Origin of the sequence: Georhizobium sp. MAB10 (assembly GCF_045012825.1) — a bacterium.
GTDB lineage: Bacteria > Pseudomonadota > Alphaproteobacteria > Rhizobiales > Rhizobiaceae > Georhizobium > Georhizobium profundi.
Genome location: NZ_CP118314.1, coordinates 2496038 through 2511786 on the forward strand (window position 1 = coordinate 2496038; position 15749 = coordinate 2511786).

Annotated in this window: 23 protein-coding genes; 21 read left to right on the forward strand and 2 right to left on the reverse strand. The window is 61.4% G+C overall.

The window, feature by feature from the left end; translation table 11 throughout:
* The 4 genes from PU133_RS11750 to PU133_RS11765 all read left to right on the forward strand — a co-directional run bounded on the left by PU133_RS11750 (position 1) and on the right by PU133_RS11765 (position 2330).
* Positions 1 to 426, forward strand: a complete 426-nt coding sequence (locus PU133_RS11750) for a hypothetical protein (protein ID WP_404861846.1) — start codon at positions 1 to 3, stop codon at positions 424 to 426.
* Positions 398 to 1000 (forward strand): hypothetical protein, encoded by a 603-nt coding sequence (locus tag PU133_RS11755; protein WP_404861847.1) that lies wholly within the window; start codon positions 398 to 400, stop codon positions 998 to 1000. Before PU133_RS11750 ends, PU133_RS11755 begins: the two co-directional genes overlap by 29 nt.
* Complete coding sequence (locus tag PU133_RS11760; RefSeq protein ID WP_404861848.1) at positions 997 to 1254, forward strand: helix-turn-helix domain-containing protein; 258 nt, start codon at positions 997 to 999, stop codon at positions 1252 to 1254. Before PU133_RS11755 ends, PU133_RS11760 begins: the two co-directional genes overlap by 4 nt.
* A 146-nt stretch (positions 1255 to 1400) precedes the next feature.
* Positions 1401 to 2330: a hypothetical protein gene (locus tag PU133_RS11765; protein ID WP_404861849.1), complete on the forward strand. Its 930-nt coding sequence runs from the start codon at positions 1401 to 1403 to the stop codon at positions 2328 to 2330.
* 172 nt (positions 2331 to 2502) lie between these two features.
* Here PU133_RS11765 and PU133_RS11770 read toward each other — a convergent pair whose 3' ends face one another.
* Entirely contained in the window at positions 2503 to 3018 is a 516-nt protein-coding gene (locus PU133_RS11770) for a ferritin-like domain-containing protein (RefSeq protein ID WP_404861850.1), read from the reverse strand.
* Between the two features lie 202 nt (positions 3019 to 3220).
* A complete protein-coding gene (locus tag PU133_RS11775; protein WP_404861851.1) occupies positions 3221 to 3490 on the reverse strand; it encodes a hypothetical protein in 270 nt (89 codons plus the stop codon).
* A gap of 213 nt (positions 3491 to 3703) precedes the next feature.
* On the opposite strand from PU133_RS11775, the gene PU133_RS11780 reads away from it, so the two are divergent.
* The 17 genes from PU133_RS11780 (at position 3704) to PU133_RS11860 (ending at position 15746) form a co-directional block, all read left to right on the forward strand.
* Positions 3704 to 4009 (forward strand): HNH endonuclease, encoded by a 306-nt coding sequence (locus tag PU133_RS11780; RefSeq protein WP_404861852.1) that lies wholly within the window; start codon positions 3704 to 3706, stop codon positions 4007 to 4009.
* A gap of 109 nt (positions 4010 to 4118) precedes the next feature.
* Positions 4119 to 4529, forward strand: a complete 411-nt coding sequence (locus PU133_RS11785) for a hypothetical protein (RefSeq protein ID WP_404861853.1) — start codon at positions 4119 to 4121, stop codon at positions 4527 to 4529.
* Positions 4483 to 6072 carry a terminase large subunit gene (locus PU133_RS11790; protein ID WP_404861854.1) on the forward strand — a complete coding sequence of 530 codons (1590 nt, stop codon included), beginning with the start codon at positions 4483 to 4485 and terminating at the stop codon, positions 6070 to 6072. Before PU133_RS11785 ends, PU133_RS11790 begins: the two co-directional genes overlap by 47 nt.
* Entirely contained in the window at positions 6069 to 7307 is a 1239-nt protein-coding gene (locus tag PU133_RS11795; RefSeq protein ID WP_404861855.1) for a phage portal protein, read from the forward strand. Before PU133_RS11790 ends, PU133_RS11795 begins: the two co-directional genes overlap by 4 nt.
* Positions 7308 to 7312: 5 nt before the next feature.
* Complete coding sequence (locus PU133_RS11800) at positions 7313 to 7975, forward strand: HK97 family phage prohead protease (protein WP_404861856.1); 663 nt, start codon at positions 7313 to 7315, stop codon at positions 7973 to 7975.
* A 28-nt stretch (positions 7976 to 8003) separates the two neighbouring features.
* Positions 8004 to 9227: a phage major capsid protein gene (locus tag PU133_RS11805; RefSeq protein WP_404861857.1), complete on the forward strand. Its 1224-nt coding sequence runs from the start codon at positions 8004 to 8006 to the stop codon at positions 9225 to 9227.
* Positions 9228 to 9290: 63 nt separating this feature from the next.
* Positions 9291 to 9470 (forward strand): hypothetical protein, encoded by a 180-nt coding sequence (locus PU133_RS11810; protein ID WP_404861858.1) that lies wholly within the window; start codon positions 9291 to 9293, stop codon positions 9468 to 9470.
* A 2-nt stretch (positions 9471 to 9472) separates the two neighbouring features.
* Entirely contained in the window at positions 9473 to 10039 is a 567-nt protein-coding gene (locus PU133_RS11815; RefSeq protein WP_404861859.1) for a hypothetical protein, read from the forward strand.
* The gene (locus PU133_RS11820; protein WP_404861860.1) at positions 10039 to 10380 is read left to right on the forward strand and encodes a phage head closure protein; all 342 of its coding nucleotides are present in this window, start codon (positions 10039 to 10041) and stop codon (positions 10378 to 10380) included. Before PU133_RS11815 ends, PU133_RS11820 begins: the two co-directional genes overlap by 1 nt.
* Complete coding sequence (locus PU133_RS11825; RefSeq protein ID WP_404861861.1) at positions 10380 to 10835, forward strand: HK97-gp10 family putative phage morphogenesis protein; 456 nt, start codon at positions 10380 to 10382, stop codon at positions 10833 to 10835. Before PU133_RS11820 ends, PU133_RS11825 begins: the two co-directional genes overlap by 1 nt.
* Positions 10836 to 10838: 3 nt before the next feature.
* Positions 10839 to 11237, forward strand: coding sequence for a DUF3168 domain-containing protein (locus tag PU133_RS11830; RefSeq protein ID WP_404861862.1), 399 nt, complete (start codon positions 10839 to 10841; stop codon positions 11235 to 11237).
* A complete protein-coding gene (locus PU133_RS11835; RefSeq protein ID WP_404861863.1) occupies positions 11230 to 11679 on the forward strand; it encodes a hypothetical protein in 450 nt (149 codons plus the stop codon). Before PU133_RS11830 ends, PU133_RS11835 begins: the two co-directional genes overlap by 8 nt.
* Entirely contained in the window at positions 11679 to 12020 is a 342-nt protein-coding gene (locus tag PU133_RS11840; RefSeq protein WP_404861864.1) for a hypothetical protein, read from the forward strand. Before PU133_RS11835 ends, PU133_RS11840 begins: the two co-directional genes overlap by 1 nt.
* A gap of 101 nt (positions 12021 to 12121) precedes the next feature.
* Positions 12122 to 12325: a hypothetical protein gene (locus PU133_RS11845; protein ID WP_404861865.1), complete on the forward strand. Its 204-nt coding sequence runs from the start codon at positions 12122 to 12124 to the stop codon at positions 12323 to 12325.
* A gap of 19 nt (positions 12326 to 12344) precedes the next feature.
* Positions 12345 to 14420, forward strand: a complete 2076-nt coding sequence (locus PU133_RS11850) for a hypothetical protein (RefSeq protein WP_404861866.1) — start codon at positions 12345 to 12347, stop codon at positions 14418 to 14420.
* A complete protein-coding gene (locus PU133_RS11855) occupies positions 14420 to 15118 on the forward strand; it encodes a hypothetical protein (RefSeq protein WP_404861867.1) in 699 nt (232 codons plus the stop codon). The genes PU133_RS11850 and PU133_RS11855 overlap by 1 nt, the downstream gene beginning before the upstream one ends.
* A complete protein-coding gene (locus tag PU133_RS11860; RefSeq protein ID WP_404861868.1) occupies positions 15102 to 15746 on the forward strand; it encodes a hypothetical protein in 645 nt (214 codons plus the stop codon). The genes PU133_RS11855 and PU133_RS11860 overlap by 17 nt, the downstream gene beginning before the upstream one ends.
* The last annotated feature ends 3 nt before the right edge of the window (positions 15747 to 15749 follow it).

Genomic DNA, 15749 nt, shown 5'->3' on the forward strand with positions numbered 1-15749 from the left:
ATGGCAAGAGCCAAGGGCAAACTCGACGCGCTCTTGGATGGGCTCGGCATCAAGCTGGTGCCCGTCTACCGCCGCCGTGCGGCTGCGCAGAGCCATGCCCGAGGCACCATGCACGAGATCCGCAACCAGTATGGCGACGGGCATCTCGTCTTCACCTTGCGGTGCATAAAGCAGACCCGGAACAATCGGGACGAGCTCTGGAGCGAGACGATCGGCGCGATTTCCGATATCCTGATCCAGCGCCCGGACTGGGCCATAGACAGGGCAGGCGATGTGCTCACTGCCTTCGACGACATTCCCCTCGGTGTATTGCGTGGCAAGGCGGTAGCGCGCCGTCCTTGGCCGGTGAGGGCTACCCTCCGCGCGATGATTTACGAACGACTGGAGAGCCTTCTTGATGAGCCAGAGCAGCGCCTTGTGGGTTGAACCGATGGAAGACGCGGCAAGGATCGCCGACGTTGGCATGATCGTGCTCGCTCGCTTCGTCGAGGCGGCCGATACCGTCGCGCATATGGACGTGCGCCTGGTCCGCCCAGGTCAGCCCCGGACCATCTGGCCTGAGCACTGGAAAGAGCACCCGGAGAACATGGTCTCCTATCGCCCCTCACGAGCAGCCATTTCCCGATACGAGGAAGTGATGCATGATTGGCTCCCCGGTCTGATCAGGAATGAAGAGCAGCGGGTCCTCGCCGCGAAATATGCGATGTGCCTTGCGGCGCCCGGTATCGCCGGCTCGTGGAGGAAATTCTGCAAGGAAAGTGGCCGAAATCGTAGCACGGCCGATGCACGACGGCTCGCGGCATTTCAGAGCGTTGCCGGCCAACTCATTAAAAACGCTCAATTGTTACGCGATCCGGACTGGTCAAGGGTCATGCCAATGCTTCCGAAATCGGCTATCGATTTGGATAGGATCAGGGATCGTGCGTCGGAAGCAGATCGGCCGCCATATTGGAGGGCCGAAGAGCACTACCCGCTCAAGATGCCGCTGGGGCAGCCATGAGGCCGCCGCCTGCCAAAGTGGAGTTTCAGCCGAAATCGTTCTCGCCCGATAAGCTGGCTGCTCGGTGGGACTGCTCGGCTGCACATATTCGCGATCTGGTGGCGCGCGGCGAACTGCCTGCCTTTCGGGTGGGGCGCCTTATCAGAATACCGGCGGAAGCGGTTCTGGCGGTTGAGCGCTGCGTGACGCCACCCGTAGCCCCAGTTGACCACCCGGCTCCTAAGATTGTGCGCCCGCCTACCCGCGGTCGCTAACCCGCTGGCAGAGCGACCAAAGGCGAAGGCGAAAAGTTGTATACTCGGCACTGAGACGAGCATAGCGGCTCGCGTTCACCGGAGGACGCAAAGGTGCCATGAATCGACGTGCGATGAGGAAGTCTTATACAGATGGCTAGGTTATCATGCGTCGCATGAGCACCTCACGATTCGTAATCGCATTCGATGGTCCCGGCGTGGACGCAGGCACCATCGACGTCCGAGATTTGGCCCCAGCCCTGCTGTCCTTAAGCAAGGCAGTTGATGCAGCAAACAGATCCATCAACGGAGATAGGATACCGGCGCGTATTCAGGTGAAAGCCACTTCCGTCGGATGCTTTGAGGTAGACCTTAACCTGGTGCTCCATGGTTGGGAGGCTATAAAAGGTCTTCTTCTTTCGGAAGATGGCCAGGCCGCCGCTCAACTGTTAAATTGGCTAGGCTTCTTGGGCAGCAGCGCCGGCCTAGTTCAGCTTTACCGATGGCTCAATGGTCGCCGTCCTGAAAAAGCGGTGCAGGCCGGTTCGATGGTGACGATCTATGCTGGGGGTGAATCCTTCACCGTGCCCCTTGAAGTATTGCGCCTCTACCGGGAATTGGCGGTGAACCGCGCTTTGACTGAGCTCCTCGATACGCTCGAAAATGATCGCGTCACAAAGATAGAGTTTCGTCGCGCTCCAGGGATGCCGCCAGAAGAAACGCTAACAAAGGCAGATAAGGATGCTTTTGTAATAGCTGAACCTGACGATGAGACTATCGTAGACGAAACCCGCCGCATGGCCCTTTCGATCAGGAGTCTCGCCTTTCAAGAGGGTAACAAGTGGCGCCTCTTTGACGGACAGAACGTTATCACAGCTACCATCGAGGATCCTGTTTTTCTCGCGCGGGTCGACAGCAACGAGATAAGATTTGCAAAAAGCGACGTTCTGATCTGCCTGGTTCAGACGATACAGAAGCAAGGCGTCGACGGCCTCAAGACTGAGCATCGGGTGAAGGAGGTGATTGAGTTCCGCTCAGCACCTCGACAGATTAGTCTCTTTGACCCGGAGGACCCTAACGCCCCAGGCGATGCCTAAGTCTTCGACGCCCCAACGGGCCGCCCGGCTGAAGAAGACGGCATAGGTTCGCGCTGCTACGGCATGCGCCTCACAACTGATTAAAACTGGCATCTATCGGCTAAACAAAAGATCGTTCAGCGGGATGAGCCGCATCGCACATCCCGCTGAATCGAGCTGGAACAGAGGTTCGTTAGATTTTTGCTGTTTCGCCGCTTGCGGATAGCGAGGCGTAGCGCCGAGTTGTTGAATCCAGGTGCTCTTCAAGCCAGCGCGCCATAGCCTCTTCCTCGGCGAGGTTCTGCTCTATGACCGCGATCGCACTTTGAAAACCGCCAAGCTCTGCGAGCGTCCTAAGGGACTTGTAAGCAGCGATCTCGAAGTTCTCGAATGCAAAGTTTGCAAATGAATTCTTCAGGATTTCGTCATCCGCTGCACTGTGAGCTAGCGCTGCCATGCTGCCGACCATCGAGAGTGCCATATCCTTCAGGCTCGAATGCCCTTCGTCAAATTGGCCCAAGACGGTCTCCAGCCTCTGCTGCTGTGCTTCGGTCTCGCGTACGTGCTCCTGCAAACGCTGCCCGACTTCCGGATAGTGCTCGATCCGCTTCACCTGCGGCTGCATGATGGAAAGTGCTTGGTTTTCCATCGCGTGGGCATTGCGCAGGCCCACGATGAAGATGGAACGAACGTCGTTTGTACCGGCCATGTTGTAGGTCCTTCAAGTGTTGCGTCGGGACATACCAACATCGACCGGACTGCGGTGTTCCCCAGCTTCAGGATCAACCGGCATGAACTCCCTCAAATACCTCACCCGCCAAGGGATCAAGAGAGACGAGGCAGTCCGGCTTATCATCATCGCGCAGGCGAAGGTGGCCAGGGTGCCGAAGATCAATCCGAGGGTGCGGTGATCACCACCAATGGAAGGTCTCGCCAAACGGGTGCAGAGCAGCCAGCAGGGCGCTCACAGTAGCGATCACTGCCAACGTGCGCTCCGGCCAAGCAAGGCGCCGAACGACCTCTATCTGCTTGCCGTCCCAATAGACGGTTCCGTTGCCCGCGTGGACGCCGAATAGCTGAAGACCATTTATGGAGATCGGTTTGACCTGCGATGGCCAATCCGGTGGCGGCGTTTCATCCGCGTATCGAGCGCCACGAACTCTGTCCCAATCAATCGCCATCTGGTCCCCATGCCCATCTTGAGATTTCCTGTAGAGAGACGTTCGCCCAGGCACTCGCCAAGGGCAAGACAATCCCTTTCGTAGTCGGTCCACAATCCGACCGTGCCCACCAGCAGCATGGGCCAAGTCCCTTATCACGGCTGAGAACCAACGCGCGGACCGACGGGCTCGCAAGGCCTCCATCATGGCGCGTCAATCTGGGAAATGCTGGGCATGCCATTCGAACGCAAGAGCAGCACTCAACGCGGCTACGGCTACAAGTGGCAGAAGGCGCGCGAGACGTTCCTCGCTCATCCCGACAACGTGCTGTGCCGATACTGCCAGGCAGACGGGTTAACGACAGTCGCGACGGTGGTCGACCACATCATCCCGCACAAGCAGGATCTCAAGCTCTTCTGGGACCGGAAGAACTGGCAGCCATTGTGCAAGCCCTGCCATGACGGGCGGAAGCAGTCGGAGGAGAAGGGCGGCAAGGGCAGGACGAGGCCCACGATCGGCGCTGATGGGTGGCCGGTATAGGGCGGGGCGTGGGTCAAAAGTTCAGCGGTCTGCCCCTTCTAGACCGGCGCGCTATCACAAAAAACATAAACCGTAACAATCGGCGGTTATTCATCAAGGAAATTGATCAATGACGAAACGCGGGCGGCCTTCATCGGCCTCGCTCGAGATCGCCGCTCGCCCGGTTGAAATCGTTAATCGGCAGCGGGCGCCGCACGAGCTCAACGATGAGGAAACGGAAGTCTGGGCGGCGGTCGTCGACTCTTGGCCGGCCGATTGGTTCTCGCCATCGAACGTGCCGCTCCTCACGCAGTATTGCCGGCATGTCGTCCAGGCCCGGCGCATCGCGGAACTGATCGAGAAGGCGACATCGGACCCCGAACTTTCCGTCAAGGATTACGATCGGCTTCTGAAGGTCCAAGAGCGTGAGAGCCGGACCATCGCATCCCTGGCAACAAAGATGCGCATCTCGCAACAGGCGACAAGCAACCACCGTGGCAATCAGAAAAACATCCAAGCGCGCAAGCCCTGGGAAGGCTGAAACACGCGCCGAGCGGAATATCCGCTGGATCCAGCATTACTGCCGAGTGCCCGAGGGGCGCGACGTCGGCAAGCCGGTGAAGCTTCGCAAGTGGCAGTGCGACGAGCTTCGCAAGATCTACGACAATCCAGCCGGCACGCGCCGCGCCATCATCAGCTTCGGGCGAAAGAACGGAAAGACCGCGCTCGCGGCCTTCCTCCTCTTGCTCCACACCTGCGGACCAGAAGCGCGACCCAACTCGCAGCTCTACTCTGCAGCCCAGTCTCGCGATCAGGCAGCCATCCTCTTCGCCCTCGCGGCCAAGACAGTGCGGATGTCGCCTGACCTTGCTGCGGTGGTGGCGATCAGGGACACGGCCAAGCAGCTCTTCTGCGAGGAACTGGGCACGCTCTACCGCGCTCTGTCAGCGGAAGCCTCGACGGCCTACGGGCTGTCGCCGGTCTTCATCGTTCATGACGAGCTTGGGCAGGTGCGTGGGCCTCGCTCGGAATTGTACGAGGCGCTGGAGACGGCGACTGGTGCGCAAGATGCTCCTCTGTCGATCGTGATCTCGACACAGGCGCCGAACCCTACCGATCTGCTGTCGGTGCTGATCGAAGACGCCCAGACCGGCGCCGATCCGCGCGTGACACTGAGCCTGTACACCGCACCCGACGACGCAGACCCGTTCACTGAAGAGACGATACGTCTGGCCAACCCGGCATTCGGCGACTTCCAGAATGCCGAGGAAGTGCTGGCCATGGCGGAAGACGCCCGGCGCATGTCAAGCCGTGAGCCGGAGTATCGCAACCTGATCTTGAACCAGCGCGTCGAGATGATGGCACCATTCATTTCGCGCTCGGTCTGGCAAGCCTGCGGCGTCGCCGTGGTTGATAGCTTCAAGGGCCTGCCGGTGTATGCTGGCCTGGACCTATCCAGCGTTCAGGATTTGACGGCGCTGGTGCTCATCGCCCCGGTCGACGGGATCTGGCACGTCAAGCCGACGTTCTGGCTGCCGAAGATCGGGCTTGAGGCAAAGAGCCGCGCAGATCGCGTGCCCTATGATGTCTGGCGCAAGCAGGGCCATCTCGAAGCGACTGAGAGCCGGTCGATCGAATATCGGTTCGTAGCGGGTCGCCTCTGGTCGCTTTGCCAGGCGCTCGACATTCGCAAAATCGGCTTCGACCGCTGGAACTGGCGGCATCTGAAACCGTGGCTGCTGGAGGCGGGGTTCTCCGAAGAGCAACTGGAAGGCGACGACGCGATCTTCGAGCCGGTCGGACAGGGCTTCCAGTCCATGTCGCCGGCGCTGCGCGATCTGGAATCGACAATGATCAACGGCGAGATGGCGCACGGTAACCACCCGGTGCTCACCATGTGCGCCGCAAACGCGGTCGTGACATCGGATCCTGCCGGCAACCGCAAACTGGACAAGGCCAAGGCGACCGGCCGCATCGACGGCATGGTGGCGCTCGCAATGGCTCGGGCCATGGCTGCGACCTACGAAGAGAATGGGGACGCCGGCATGGATGACTTCTTCAAGAGCCTGGCAGGTGCGGCGTGAACATTCTTAAGCGGATGGCGTACAAGGCTGCGAACGCGGTCGTGCGGCGCCTCGACGTGCGCGAGCCTGATGGCTGGTACTCGTCGGCCTCCATGGGCGATGCCGGCGAGGCTGTGAACGATCAGTCGGCGCTCGGTCTGTCTGCCGTCTGGGCTTGCGTGAACCTGCTTTCCGGCACAATCGCCACGCTTCCGCTGATGGTCTATCGGACAGTCAACGGTGAGCGGCAGGTGGACCGGGGCCATCCGCTGTACCGCGTGCTGCACGACAGCCCGAATTATGACCAGACGTCGGTGGACTTCTGGGAGTTCATTACGGCATCGCTTGAGCTCTGGGGCAACGCCTACGCCCGCATCGAGCGCAGCGCCGGGCAGGTGAGGGGCCTCCATCCAATCAACCCCGCGCTTGTGTCTGTGCGACGCCTACCGCGCGGCACGATTGAATATCGGTGGACCGAAGACGGCCGCAGCTACATAGAGACCGATCAAAACGTCTTTCACGTCCGCGGCTTCGGCGGCAACCCGCTGGGCGGCATGTCGACGCTGCATTTCGGGCGCAACACCTTCAGTCTGGCCCGCGCGATCGACCGATCTGCCGGTGGCATGTTCAAGAACGGCCTTCGCCCTTCAGGCGTACTCACCTTTGACAAATGGCTAACTCCTGAACAGCGCGAGCTTGCCGAGGTGAAGCTTGCTGAGAAGTTCGTCGGCGCCATCAACTCGGGCAAACCGCTGGTGCTCGAAGGCGGCACCAAGTGGGAGCAACTGACGATCAACCCTGAAGACGCGCAGATGCTGGAATCGCGCGGCTTCTCGGTCGAGGAAATCTGCCGGTTCTTCGGCGTTCCGCCCTTCATGATCGGCCATACTGAGAAGTCTACGAGCTGGGGCACCGGGCTCGAGCAGCAAACGCTCGGTTTTCAGAAGTTCACCCTTCGCCGGCGCCTGAAGCGCATCGAGCAGGCGGTGATGAAGCAACTCCTCACGCCGCAGGAGCGCGCAGCCGGGATCGTGGTCGAGTTCAACCTCGAAGGCCTTCTCCGCGCCGACAGCGCAGGGCGTGCCCGTTTCTACCAGCAGATGACCGCCATTGGCGCGATGACGATCAACGAGGTCCGCGCTCTGGAGAACCTCCCGCCCGTTGAGGGTGGTGATGTCCCCCGCATGCAGATGCAGAACGTCCCGATCACGCAAGCGGACCAGGAAGCGCTCCCAGCGCCACAAGCCGAGGAATAGGCGACATGAAAACCAAAGACTTCGCCCTGCAGGTCAAGGACCTGTCGGAAGACGGGACCTTTGAAGGCTACGGCAGCGTCTTCGGCAACATCGACAGCTACGGCGAAAAGGTCATGCCGGGGGCTTTCGTCGAAAGCCTGGCAAAGCATCGGCGGGAAGGCTCCAGCGTTCTCATGCTCTGGAACCATGACAGTCGAGAGCCCATCGGCGTCTGGGAAGACCTGGCAGAGGATTCCAAGGGGCTTTGGGGCAAGGGTCGCTTCCTGCTCGACATCCAGCGCGCCCGCGAGGTGCACAGCCTCGCCAAGGCAAAGGCGATCGGCGGCCTGTCTATCGGTTATCGCGAAGTCGAGACCGAGCCGGATGGCCAGATCCGTCTTCTCAAGAAACTGGACCTCTACGAGATTTCTCCGGTCACGTTCCCAGCCAATCGGCGGGCACGGATCGAGAGCGTGAAGTCTGAACGCATGGATGAATTCGCCCGCCGGCTGCGCGATGGCGATCCCATGCCGATCAAGGAATTCGAGGACATTCTGCGCGAGGCAGGGGTCCCGAAAAGCATGGCCACTGCGATCGCCTCGCATGGTTATGCCAAGGCCATTCGGAGCGAGTCCGAGGGCGATCAGGCGAACGATGCTGCCGAGTGCCTGAAGGCACTCCGCGGCTAATCCACGACATCGCTCAAGGAGACATTCAATGAGCACCGAAAACAAGTCGGCGGCCGAGCTTGCCGCTGAGATCAAGGCCGACCATCAGCGCGCGATTGATGCCGTCAAAGCAATCGCCGAGGATGCAGTCGGCAAGGCCAAGGCTGGCGAGACTCTCGCCCATTCCGTGAAGGAGCAGGCCGACGAAGCCCTGCTCAAGATGAACGGCCTTTCCGAGCAGCTGGCAGCCATCGAGCAGCGTATCGCTCGTGGTGAAGGCGGCGGCGAAGAGGGCCAGAAGTCAATCGGCGAGCAGTTCGTCGAGAGCGAGGGCTTCAAGTCCTTCCAGGACAGCAAGTTCGCCAAGTCTGCGCGCGGCGCCGATATCAAGATCAAGGCCACGCTCACCTCGGCGACCACTGATGCGGCTGGCTCTGTTGGCGCAGGCGTCAACGAAACGCGCCTGCCGGGCATCGTCGGCATCCCCCAGCGCCGTATGACCATCCGAGACCTGATCACTCCGGGTCAGATGGACGGCAACACGCTGGAGTATGTCCGCGAAAAGGGCTTCGTGAACAACGCGGCCCCGGTTGCGGAAGGTGCGGCCAAGCCGTCGTCCGATATGCAGCTCGAGCTCATCACCACGTCGGCGAAGGTCATCGCCCACTGGATGAAGGCCTCGAAGCAGATCCTCGACGACATCAGCCAGCTTCGCTCGATCATCGACCAGCGCCTGCTCTACGGCCTGGCCTATGTCGAAGAAACGCAGTTGCTGAACGGCGACGGCACCGGCCAGAACCTCCTCGGCATCCTGCCGCAGGCGGAAGAGTACGCTGCGCCGGCTGGCTTCACCGCTCCGACGCCGCTGACCTCGATCGACATCCTTCGCATCGCAATGCTGCAGGCTGCTCTCGCTGAGTATCCGGCGACTGGCCACGTCCTGCACCCGATCGACTGGGCCGGCATTGAGACGCTGAAGGACGGCGAAGGTCGCTACATCATCGGCAATCCGCAGGGCACGGCACAGCCGACCATGTGGGGGCTGCCGGTGGTTGCGACCCAGGCAATTGCGGCCGGTACGTTCCTGACTGGTGCGTTCCGCCTCGGTGCCCAGCTGTTCGATCGCTGGGATGCCCGTGTCGAAGTCGGCTACGTCAATGACGACTTCACGCGCAACCTCGTCACGATCCTGGCTGAAGAGCGCCTTGCTCTGGCTGTGTATCGCCCCGAGGCCTTCGTGACTGGCGATATCAACCCGGTCGTCACGCCTTAATCAATCGGCTCATCACGAGGGGCGGGGCTGTCTCGCCCCTCTCATGAACCGATGGAGAGCACCATGAAATTCGAAGTCCTTCGTCAGCACTACGGCGACAAGCAGTATCAGGCAGGCGACGAGCGCGAGGCCGATGAGCGCGACGTGGCGCACCTGGTCAAGTCGGGCGTCCTGAAGCGCAAGGCCGAGCCGAAGACCCAGAACAAGGCCGAGAAGGCCGCGCCGAAGAACAAGAGCGCCTGATCATGATCCGTCCCGTCCTCGTCGAGCCATCAACCGAACTGCCAGTCTCGGTGGAAGAGGTGAAGCTGTCGCTGCGATGGGACGGTGACGACCTGGACACTGAGATCGAAGCGCAGATCAAGGCGGCGGTGGATCACTATGAGGGCTGGAACGGGGTGCTCGGCATCTCGATCCGCGAGCAGGAGTGGCGGCAGGATTTCGTCGGCTTTGAAAGCATGCTCTATCTGCCGATCGGCCCCGTGAAGGCCGAGGGCATGGCCGTGACCTACCGCAACGGGGCCGGCCAGATCAGCACGCTTCCGACCTCCGACTATGCCGTCCGCTATGATGGCGGCGGCCGGGCATTCGTTTGCTTCGATGCGGGCTATTCCTTCCCCGGCGATCTCTACGAGCATGAGCCGGTATCGGTGACCTATACGGCCGGCTTCGAGACGATCCCCCAAGACATCAAGAGCGCGATCAAGCTCCGCGTGCAGATGCACATCGATGAGGCCGCAAAGGCCAACTATGAGTATCTGACGCGTGCAGAGAGCGCGCTGATCTCGAAATACCGGCGGAACGACATCTGATGACGACCGCGCAGGAACTGGACCGTCGCATCACACTTCAAGCCGACGGCGTGGAGATCGGGCGGGACGCGGTCAACGAGCCGATCTATGGCGATCCGGTGAACCTCACGGTCTGGGCCAGCCGGCGAGATGTTTCCGATGGAGAGCGCGCAGCGGCCGGGCAGGTGGGCGCCACGCTTCAGAGCCGGTTTGTCGTTCGATCCAGCACGGCGACACGCGCTGTCACGCCGATCTATCGCCTGATCCACGAGGGCGCGACTTGGAACATCTCAGGCGTCAAGGAGACGCAGGACGGGCGCAGGCGCTTCATCGAGATCACCGCGACCAAGGATGCGGACTGATGGCCGAGCGCGTTCGTGTCGACGGACTGAGAGAGCTTGAACAAGCGATGATGGAGCTTTCGCGCGCGACCTCACGGAACGTTGCCAGGAAAGCTCTCATGAAGGGCGCTGAGCCCATATTGGAATCCGCCCAGGCAGCAGCGCCGGTGGGACCGACCGGCAACTTGAAAGCGTCCTACGGTATCGGCACGAAGCTGACGCGCCGGCAGCAGAAACTGCACAAGAAGGAAAGCCCGGTCGAGGTATTTGTCGGACCGAACGATCCGGCAGCGGTGCAGACTGAATTTGGCAATGCCCATCAAGCGGCACAGCCTCACCTTCGACCGGCGTGGGACAGTAGGCAGAAGCAGACGCTTGAGATCATCAAGACCGAGCTCGGCACTGAAATAGACAAGGCTGCGAAGCGCGCGGCGCGGAAAACTGCTCGGCTCGCCCGAAGGGCCTCAGGGGGCTGATCTATGCACATCGCTGTGACGACCATCCTCCTGGCCAACGCCGGGCTGACGGCGCTTGTCGGCAATCGGATTCACTGGATGCGCCTGCCGCAGGAGGTGTCGGGGTTCCCCTACATCAACCTGCAGCAGATCTCCGGCGTTCGCGAATACCACATGCAAGGCCCCGCCGGATTGGTGGGTGGCCGGCTTCAAATCGATGCTTGGGGCACGCGCTACCTCGACGCGAAGAACGCGGCGGATGCAGCTGCGCAGGCACTTTCAGGCTACCGCGACGAGACGATCCGCGGCGGCTTCATCGACAACGAGCGGGACTATGCAGACGAGAGCGCCGGCGGCGTTTTGAAGCTGTTCCGCACGCAGATCGACATCATGATTTGGTACAAGGAGACCTCCAATGCCTGAACAGAACAGCCTGGTCGATATCGGCTATGGCAGCGTGATCCGCGTCGGTCGCGGCGCAACGCCCGAATGGACGCAGCTGATGGGTCTGGAGACCGTCACGGTTCCCAGCCAGCCGCCCGAAGACGTCGACGTGACGCACCAGCAGTCGCCTGGACGAACGCGCGAAACGAAGCCCGGAATGAAGCCGGTGGCCGATTACGCGCTCGAGATGCAGTATTGGCCCGGCTCCGATACCGACGTGCTGCTGACCGAGCTGGACGAGCTGACCGTGCAGGGCAATCGCGAGATCGTCTTGCTTGAGATCACGCCCAACGGCGGAGCGACCTGGACCTTCCAGGCCTATCTCAACGAATACATCCCTTCTTCGCCGCTCGGTGAAAAGCAGATGGTCACGGCCAACTGGAAGGTCATGGCTCGCGTCTTCGAAGAGGTGACCCCGTAATGGCCAATCCGAAGGGCGAGCTGCGCGTCACGGCGCGCGGCAAGGAGTATCGGCTCCATCTCGGCATGAGTGTGCTTGCCGACTTGCAGGAGCAGTTCGGCGACGATCTGGACAAGGTCTTCGCCCTGCCGGCGGAAGGGAAGCTTCCCGACCTCCGCAACACGATCACGGTCTTCATGGCCGCCTTGCAGCGGTATCACTCCGAAGAGGCTGATCGGTGGCTGGTCGATGACATCATCACTGAAAATCAGAATTCGTTCGCAGAACTTGTCTCGGCGACCTTTCCTGATCCCGAGGAGGCGAAGGAAAACCCAAAGGGAAAGAAGAAGCCGGCGGGCTGAATATCCCTAGCCTCTGCGAAGGGTACATCGCCGCCGGTCTTCCTGCGGATCGCTTCTGGGACATCACCCCGAGGCTCTACGGCACTGAAATGAACGGAGCGATGGCGAGGATCAAAGGCGAGCGATCCCTTGCCTGGCAGGCAGCGTTCCTGCCGTACTCGAAGAAGCCGCCGTCGTTGGCAGACTTCATCGCCATGAAGCCGGAGCGCGAGCCGCCGGTCTTCCTCGAAATGCGTCTGCGATCCGCAACCAAGGGGCTGCGCGGCATCTCCATGGCCGAGCACCTGCGGTCGGTCCGGCACTAAGCCCTCAAGGAAACAGCACATGAATTCTGTGGTCGGAGCGCTCCGGGTCCAGCTCGGTCTGGATTCCGCGCAGTTTTCGAATGGGCTGAAGAACGCGTCGTCTCAGAGTGACAAGTTCGCCAAGGCTCTAAAGACTGGCATTGTCGCGGCTGCGGCTGCGGCGGGCGCCGCTCTCGTCGGCCTGGCTGCTTCGGTCCGATCGAACATCAATATGATCGACGATCTCGCCAAGACATCGTCCAAGATCGGCATCCCGATCGAGGAATTGTCGCTGCTTCGCTATGCCGCTGATCTGTCGGGCGTGTCGATGCAGGGACTCCAGACCGGTGTGCAGCGGCTTTCCCGCAATGTGGCCGATGCCGCAAAGGGCACGGGCGACGGCGCGAAGGCTTTCCGAGAGCTTGGCATTGAGGTGATGAACACCGACGGCACCGTAAAGTCGTCGACCCGCATCCTGTCGGAGATGTCCGACATGTTCGCGGCCATGCCCGATGGCGCGCAGAAGACAGCCCTTGCCATGCGGCTGATGGGCCGATCTGGCGCGGACATGATCCCGCTCCTCAATGGCGGCTCTCATGCGCTGCACGAGCTTCTGGATGAGGCTGAAGCTTTCGGTCTTAAGATCAGCTCTGAGACTGGCAAGGCGGCCGAGCAGTTCAACGACAACCTGTCGAGGATCGGCTTTGCCGCCGAAGGCGTGACCCTGTCGCTGACTGCCGCCCTTGCGCCGGCCATGGTCGTCATCTCGGAGGTAATGGTCAGCGCCGCGCGCGGCTTTGTCGAGATGCTGTCGTATCTGCCCCAGGTGGCCGAAGCGGCTGCGGTCGCAGGTGGTGCTCTGTCGCTTGCGTTCGCTCCATCGATCCTCGCCTCCATCGGCAGCGTGACGACGGCCATCGGCGTCGGCATGGTCGGTGCTGTCCGGGCGCTCACGGCGGCCATGCTTGCCAACCCGCTCGGCGCCTTTGCTGTCGGCGTCGCGGCCGCCATCACTGCGGCTTATTATTTCCGAGATGAGATCCAGAAGGCGATCGGTGTCGATGTGGTCGGCATCGTCAAGAACGCCGCCAACTTCGTAATCGGCTCATTCGTGGCAGCCTATGAGGACATCAAGTTCGTCTGGAACAACTTCCCGAACGTGATCGGGGCTGCCGTCGTCGGCGCGACGAATGCGGTCATCGCCGGCGTCAATCAGATCGTCAACGGCGCGAAGATGGCGATTAACGATTTGATCGGGGTTCTGAACACGATCCCTTATGTAGACATTGGCACGCTCGACACATCGTCCGGCCTTATCCCGCAAATGGAGAACCAGTTCGCCGCAGCACTCACAGGTGCAGGTCGGCAACGCAATGCGGCTGTGTCGGCCGCGCTGAGCCGCGATTACATCGGATCGATCGGGAAGGCCTTCGAAAGCTCCACGCCCGCCGTGCTGGAGATGGGCGATGCCATCGCCGATGTGAACGACGAGCTCGCCAATCTCGGCGGCGGCGGTGGAGGCGGCGGCGGTGGCCGGGGTGGCGGCTCTGGATCGGCCGGCGGCGGCGCGGCGCAGAAGGCAGCCGACAACGTCAAAGACGGCTTCAACAAGATGGAGAGCTTCGTCGACAGCTTCGCATCGAAGGCCTCCAGCGCATTCCAAGGCCTGATCGACGGATCGAAAAAGGCTAGCGACGTGATCAAGGATCTTCTCGGGCAGCTTTCGAGCATGCTTCTGAATCAAGGGTTCAAAGCACTGATCGGCGGCGTCTTTGGCGGCGGCGGTGGTGGCGGCATCTTCTCCGGTATCGCCAAGGCCTTCGGCGGCTTCTTCGCAAACGGCGGCAATCTCGGTGCCGGTAAGTGGGGCATCGCGGGCGAGAACGGCCCGGAGATCATCCGAGGCCCGGCAAACGTCGTCCCTATGTCGCGGGTCGGCGGCGCCGCCTCTACTCAGGTGGCTCGGATCGAGAACCACTATCACATCACGGGTGCGATCACGGGTGAGGACGTCCAGCGCATGGTTCAGACCGGCTCGCAGGAAAGCGTCCGTTACGTGAAGGAAAGCCTTCCGGGATGGCAGTTCGATATTCAGACCTATGGGCGGCCCGCCTGATGCTCCGAACACTCTACGATTGGCCGGCTTCGCTGATCCCGCTGAATAGCTCGGTGCGGTTTGTGTCGACAGTTGATGAGGGGCGCGTCTCTCGCCGGTCCTTCGAGAACGACACGTCGGTTCCCGGCGGTCGCGTCCATCTGTCGATGGAGTTCAACTATTGGCAGGACACGCCGGACATCGAGGCCATCTCCTGGCTGAAGTCGAAGCTGCGCGGAAATATCTTCCGGGTGCCGATCGGGCTGACTGCCCAGGTTGCTCGCAACCGCGACCTCGGCCTTAGTGATTGGGCTTACCGAACCGGCATCCCGTTTGATGGCGACGTGTTCTTCGACGAGAGCATCGGCTTCGAGTTCGAACCCACGCTGGAGACGATCAGCACGGCGCTGGAGGGCACGACGTCCATCGTGATCGACGAGACCAGATGGCCCGGCCTGCTCCGCTACGGCAAATGGATCGGCATCGGCTTCGGCGCCTACCACATCGCGGACCTCGATCGCTCCGGCTCCACTGTCACGGTCGAGATCGAACCGCCGCTGCGCCGCGATGTGGCTGCCGGCGAATTCGTCTCGCTCCGGCCTTCGCTGATCTGCCAGGCGCGTGATGCCTCCAGCTTCGTGAGCATGTTCGAACCGGCCGACCTGATCCAGCCCGGCTCGCTGGTGCTGACGGAGGTGATCGATGAGCGCTTTTTATGAGGCGCTTGAGGCCGAGATCGAGGCGACCCGCAATAGCGATCGTCAGATCCGCGTGGTCGATGCGATCTACATGGACATCGAGGGCGCCGATCCATGGCGCATGGCGGGTGTCGAGGGGACGCTGATCACGCCGGATGGCGCGCGCTGGTCCGGCTGGGTGGTCAATGGCGAGGCCAAGCTGACCCCGCCGCGGATCACCGATATTCGGGACGGCTCGTCGCCGCTCTACGAGTTCACAGTCGGCTTTATCGACGAGGAGACCTATCTCCGGCTCCGAGACGACAAGGACAAGGTCAAGGGCCGGCTCCTTATCGTCTACAGCATCTATCTGTCGGGCAACTCGCTGCGAGCCAATGTGCCACCGGGCGATGCATGGCGCCTGCGGATGAAGTCCACGCGCTTCGTGGAGAAGATCGAGAAGGACGGCGAGGGCGGCTACTTCAAACGCTACGTCGTCTCTGTCATCGCCAAGAATATCAACGACGGCCGCTCACGGGCTCACTTCGGGACCATGAGCGACACGGGCCAGCGGGCACGGTCGAAACAGCTCTACGATATCGACAACGACGCCTATGGGCAGTTCATCCCGAAATACGCCGGCGGCTACACACTGAACCTGGACGCCTGATCC

Excerpts from the sequence above, each read along its gene's own strand:
- PU133_RS11750 (WP_404861846.1), top strand. The coding sequence starts at position 1 with ATGGCAAGAGCCAAGGGCAAACTCGACGCGCTCTTGGATGGGCTCGGC.
- PU133_RS11755 (WP_404861847.1), top strand. The coding sequence starts at position 398 with ATGAGCCAGAGCAGCGCCTTGTGGGTTGAACCGATGGAAGACGCGGCA.
- PU133_RS11760 (WP_404861848.1), top strand. The coding sequence starts at position 997 with ATGAGGCCGCCGCCTGCCAAAGTGGAGTTTCAGCCGAAATCGTTCTCG.
- PU133_RS11765 (WP_404861849.1), top strand. The coding sequence starts at position 1,401 with ATGCGTCGCATGAGCACCTCACGATTCGTAATCGCATTCGATGGTCCC.
- PU133_RS11770 (WP_404861850.1), bottom strand. The coding sequence starts at position 3,018 with ATGGCCGGTACAAACGACGTTCGTTCCATCTTCATCGTGGGCCTGCGC.
- PU133_RS11775 (WP_404861851.1), bottom strand. The coding sequence starts at position 3,490 with ATGGCGATTGATTGGGACAGAGTTCGTGGCGCTCGATACGCGGATGAA.
- PU133_RS11780 (WP_404861852.1), top strand. The coding sequence starts at position 3,704 with ATGCCATTCGAACGCAAGAGCAGCACTCAACGCGGCTACGGCTACAAG.
- PU133_RS11785 (WP_404861853.1), top strand. The coding sequence starts at position 4,119 with ATGACGAAACGCGGGCGGCCTTCATCGGCCTCGCTCGAGATCGCCGCT.
- PU133_RS11800 (WP_404861856.1), top strand. The coding sequence starts at position 7,313 with ATGAAAACCAAAGACTTCGCCCTGCAGGTCAAGGACCTGTCGGAAGAC.
- PU133_RS11805 (WP_404861857.1), top strand. The coding sequence starts at position 8,004 with ATGAGCACCGAAAACAAGTCGGCGGCCGAGCTTGCCGCTGAGATCAAG.
- PU133_RS11810 (WP_404861858.1), top strand. The coding sequence starts at position 9,291 with ATGAAATTCGAAGTCCTTCGTCAGCACTACGGCGACAAGCAGTATCAG.
- PU133_RS11815 (WP_404861859.1), top strand. The coding sequence starts at position 9,473 with ATGATCCGTCCCGTCCTCGTCGAGCCATCAACCGAACTGCCAGTCTCG.
- PU133_RS11820 (WP_404861860.1), top strand. The coding sequence starts at position 10,039 with ATGACGACCGCGCAGGAACTGGACCGTCGCATCACACTTCAAGCCGAC.
- PU133_RS11825 (WP_404861861.1), top strand. The coding sequence starts at position 10,380 with ATGGCCGAGCGCGTTCGTGTCGACGGACTGAGAGAGCTTGAACAAGCG.
- PU133_RS11830 (WP_404861862.1), top strand. The coding sequence starts at position 10,839 with ATGCACATCGCTGTGACGACCATCCTCCTGGCCAACGCCGGGCTGACG.
- PU133_RS11835 (WP_404861863.1), top strand. The coding sequence starts at position 11,230 with ATGCCTGAACAGAACAGCCTGGTCGATATCGGCTATGGCAGCGTGATC.
- PU133_RS11840 (WP_404861864.1), top strand. The coding sequence starts at position 11,679 with ATGGCCAATCCGAAGGGCGAGCTGCGCGTCACGGCGCGCGGCAAGGAG.
- PU133_RS11845 (WP_404861865.1), top strand. The coding sequence starts at position 12,122 with ATGGCGAGGATCAAAGGCGAGCGATCCCTTGCCTGGCAGGCAGCGTTC.
- PU133_RS11850 (WP_404861866.1), top strand. The coding sequence starts at position 12,345 with ATGAATTCTGTGGTCGGAGCGCTCCGGGTCCAGCTCGGTCTGGATTCC.
- PU133_RS11855 (WP_404861867.1), top strand. The coding sequence starts at position 14,420 with ATGCTCCGAACACTCTACGATTGGCCGGCTTCGCTGATCCCGCTGAAT.
- PU133_RS11860 (WP_404861868.1), top strand. The coding sequence starts at position 15,102 with ATGAGCGCTTTTTATGAGGCGCTTGAGGCCGAGATCGAGGCGACCCGC.